The following is a 3,483-nucleotide window of genomic DNA, read 5'->3' as shown; positions in this document are numbered from 1 at the left end:
CGCACGCTTCCTATCCTGCCTATATACCCTTGTCAAGGTGCATGAAAAAACGCCGCTTCGGCCTTCGCCTTCACGGCGCGCAAGGGGTATGATAGCGAGCCTCGCAAAAGAAGTCAAGGACTTTTTTTCATGACTTTTCGTGGGTCACGCCGTTGACCGTTTCTCCAGGGCCTTGCTGAAGGACCAGTAGGTCTCCTCGCCGAAGAGGAAGAAGACGATCTCCCGCAAAGAGGTATCGGTCTCCTCCTGGAGGTAAAGAAACACCTCGTCGATCATGGCGTGGGCGCACTTGTCCACGGGGAACCCTCCCACCCCGGTTCCAAGGGCGGGGAAGGCCACGCTCTGGATTTTGAGTTCGTCGCACTTGTAGAGGCTGTTCTGGGTGGCGGCCCTGATGAGGGCTTCGTTGGTGACGAGGTCGACCCCCATGGCCGCCGCATGGACTACGTACCGGGTTTTCAACGTACCGGCAGCCGTTACGACCGCTTCCCCCGGTTCGATGGGACCCTTGCCCAAGGCCTCCCTCTCAATGGATTCGCCGCCGAGCCTCTTGATGGCCCCCGCGACACCGGAACCCATCCAGAGGGCCGAGTTAGCTGCGTTGACTATGGCTTCCCCCTCATAGCAGGTGATATCCCCCTTACGGAGGCGGATCACCGTTTCGCCGATGGTTCGTTCGGATACCATGTTCTCTCCTCCCAGCCCGTTTCGTCCTCACGGGGTCAGTGGATCGGTCATGGAACTGCCTTCTCCCAAAATTATAAGGCAACGGGGCCTCGCCCGGGAAGGTCGGGCTCTCTCTTTAACAGCGAAGGGGTCAGTACGCCCTAGCGAAAACCGCCAGTTTCGCCTTCGGGCGGCCGGTAAAGAAGCAGTCGCCCCTCTCCTCGTTCTCCATGGGGAAGCAGCGAACGGTGGCGCCCGTTTCCTCCTTGATGATTTTCTCCTCTTCAATTCCCCCGGCGAAAAAGGCCTCCACGAAACCACCCCGACCGGCGAAGGCTTTTTTGAACTCCCTGAAGTCGCCAACCCTGTGAGTGTTCTGCTCCCTGAAATTCAGGGCCTTGGCGAAAAGATCCTCCTGGATGTCCTCCAAAACCCCGGGCACCCTTTTCCCGACCTGGTCCCAGGGGATGTCAAAGCGTTCGCCCGTATCTCTTCGGACCGCCTGGAAGACTCCCTTTTCGAACTCCTTTTCGCCCAGTTCCAGGCGCAGGGGTATCCCCTTTTGGATGTTCGCGAAGAAGCGGTCCCCCGGCCTCATGTGGAAGTCGGTATCGATCTTGACGGACCGCTTGCCCAGGAGAGCGTTGAGTTGATCCGCCGCATCCTTCGCCCTGGGGAGGAGTTTTTCGTCCCTATAGGCCTGGTCGGAGCTGATGGGGATGATCACCGTCTTGACCGGTGCCACTCTAGGGGGCAAAACCAGGCCGTCGTCGTCAGAATGGGTCATCACAATGGCCCCTATGAGCCGGGTCGATGACCCCCAACTGGTGGTCCAGGCGAATTCCAGTTCGCCTTCCTTGTTCTGGAAGGTAATGTCGAAGGCCTTGGCGAAGTTCTGTCCCAGGAAATGGCTCGTGCCGGCCTGGAGGGCCTTGCGGTCGCTCATCATGGCTTCGCAGGAATAGGTGTTGTCCGCCCCGGGGAACCGTTCGCCCTCGGATTTCTCTCCGGCCAGTATGGGAAGACCCAGGACGTTCTCCATGATGTCCTGGTAAACTCCCAACATCTTCAGGGTCTCCTCCAGGGCCTCCTCGCTGGTAGCGTGAGCGGTGTGCCCCTCCTGCCAGAGAAACTCCGAGGTCCTGAGGAAAAGCCTGGACCTTTTCTCCCATCTCATCACGTTACACCACTGGTTGATCAGGATGGGCAAATCCCTCCAGGATTGGATCCACTTGCTGTACATATGGCCAATAACTGTTTCGGAGGTGGGCCGGACTATCAGCGGTTCCTCCAGTTCTTCCCCCCCGGCATGGGTCACCACGGCGCATTCCGGCGCGAAGCCCTCGACATGCTCGGCTTCCTTTTCCAGGAAGGACTTCGGGATGAGAAGCGGGAAATAGGCGTTGACATGGCCGGTATCCTTGAAGGCCTCGTCGAAGTGATGCTGGATCGACTCCCACAGGGCGTAGCCCTCGGGCCGGATGACCATGCAGCCCCTTACGGGCGCGTAATCGGCCAGTTCCGCCGTCTTGATCACGTCCAGGTACCACTGGGAATAGTCCTCATCCCTTGGAACAATATTGCGTGCCATTCATTTTTCCTCCTCATCCCGTCGCGTCTTCCCGTATCTCTTTAAATATACCGCACATTTTAGGCACAAAAGGGCGACGGGGCAAGGCCGCCTCTCGCGGGGACGTACAAAAGGACAAAAGAGTCAGGAGGATATATAATTACCCTTGTAAAGAAACGTAATCCCCTTCCTCCCCCGCGTCTTCCTGGATTCCACTGGAGGTGATCAGAAGGTTCATAAAGTACGAGGAGATCGTAAGAGAAAGCCGAAAACCCCTGAACCGTTGAAAGGAGTGGGATTGAATTGGCTGAAAGGAAGAAAATCCCCCTGGTCTGGAAAATTGCGATCGGTTTTGTGGCCGGCATTCTCGCCGGAATGGCCTTCGGCGAAAGGATCTCTATCGTCGCTCCTGTAGGCACCATCTTCATAGCGCTGCTGCAGATGCTCGTCGTTCCCCTGGTCTTCTCGAGCCTCGTGGTGGGCACTGCTTCCATCGGTGACCCCCTCTCCCTGGGCAGGGTGGGCGTCAAGACCCTGGCCCTTTACCTGATCACCACCGCTGTAGCCATCGCCATCGGGCTCCTCCTGGGCAATGTCATCAATCCAGGCGTCGGGATGGGCCTGGGGGCCGATCTCTCGGCATTCCAGGTCCCGACCCCCCCGAAGATCGGCCAGGTCATCATAGATCTTTTCCCGAGGAACCCCGTGGCTTCTATGGCACAGGCCAACATGCTCCAGATAATCGTATTCGCCATCTTCCTGGGAATGGCCGCTATTTTCGCCGGAGAGAGGGGCAAACCACTCATCAACGTGATGGACTCCGTGGCTGAGACCATGTACAAGTTGACGGGGATGGTCATGCAGGTGGCTCCCTACGGCGTTTTCGCCTTGATCGCCACAACGGTGGCGAAGTACGGGATATCGGTGATGGCGCCCTTCGGAAAGGTCATTTTCGCTGTCTACCTCGGATGCTTCCTGCACGCGGCCATCGTCTACTCGGGGCTTCTCTCAATCTGGGCCCAGTTCTCCCCCCTGCGCTTCTTTAAAGGAGTGCGGGAGGCAACGATCATGGCCTTCGTGACCCGCTCCAGCGGGGCGACGCTCCCGGTCAACATGAGGGTGACCCAGGAGAACCTGGGGGTCTCCGAGAAGATAGCCTCCTTCGTGCTTCCCCTGGGAGCCACCATCAACATGGACGGCACCGCCCTATACCAGGGCGTCTGCGCCCTTTTCGTGGCCCAGGCCTT

General features: G+C 58.4%; 3 protein-coding genes. 1 reads left to right on the top strand and 2 read right to left on the bottom strand.

The features are described 5' to 3' along the window. Positions 1-144: 144 nt before the first annotated feature. Together GX108_06560 and GX108_06555 are read right to left on the bottom strand one after the other, a co-directional pair. A complete protein-coding gene (locus GX108_06560) occupies positions 145-687 on the bottom strand; it encodes an Appr-1-p processing protein (GenBank protein ID NLO56696.1) in 543 nt (180 codons plus the stop codon). A gap of 130 nt (positions 688-817) precedes the next feature. Continuing rightward, a complete protein-coding gene (locus GX108_06555) occupies positions 818-2,257 on the bottom strand; it encodes a proline--tRNA ligase (protein ID NLO56695.1) in 1,440 nt (479 codons plus the stop codon). A 282-nt stretch (positions 2,258-2,539) separates the two neighbouring features. On the opposite strand from GX108_06555, the gene GX108_06550 reads away from it, so the two are divergent. After that, the coding region (locus tag GX108_06550) for a dicarboxylate/amino acid:cation symporter (protein NLO56694.1) at positions 2,540-3,483 on the top strand (944 nt) is incomplete at its 3' end.

Source organism: Thermovirga sp. (assembly GCA_012523215.1).
In the GTDB taxonomy this organism is placed as follows: domain Bacteria; phylum Synergistota; class Synergistia; order Synergistales; family Thermovirgaceae; genus 58-81.
Note: the sequence above shows the minus strand (reverse complement) of the source record. Positions and strands in the feature narration are given on the sequence as shown.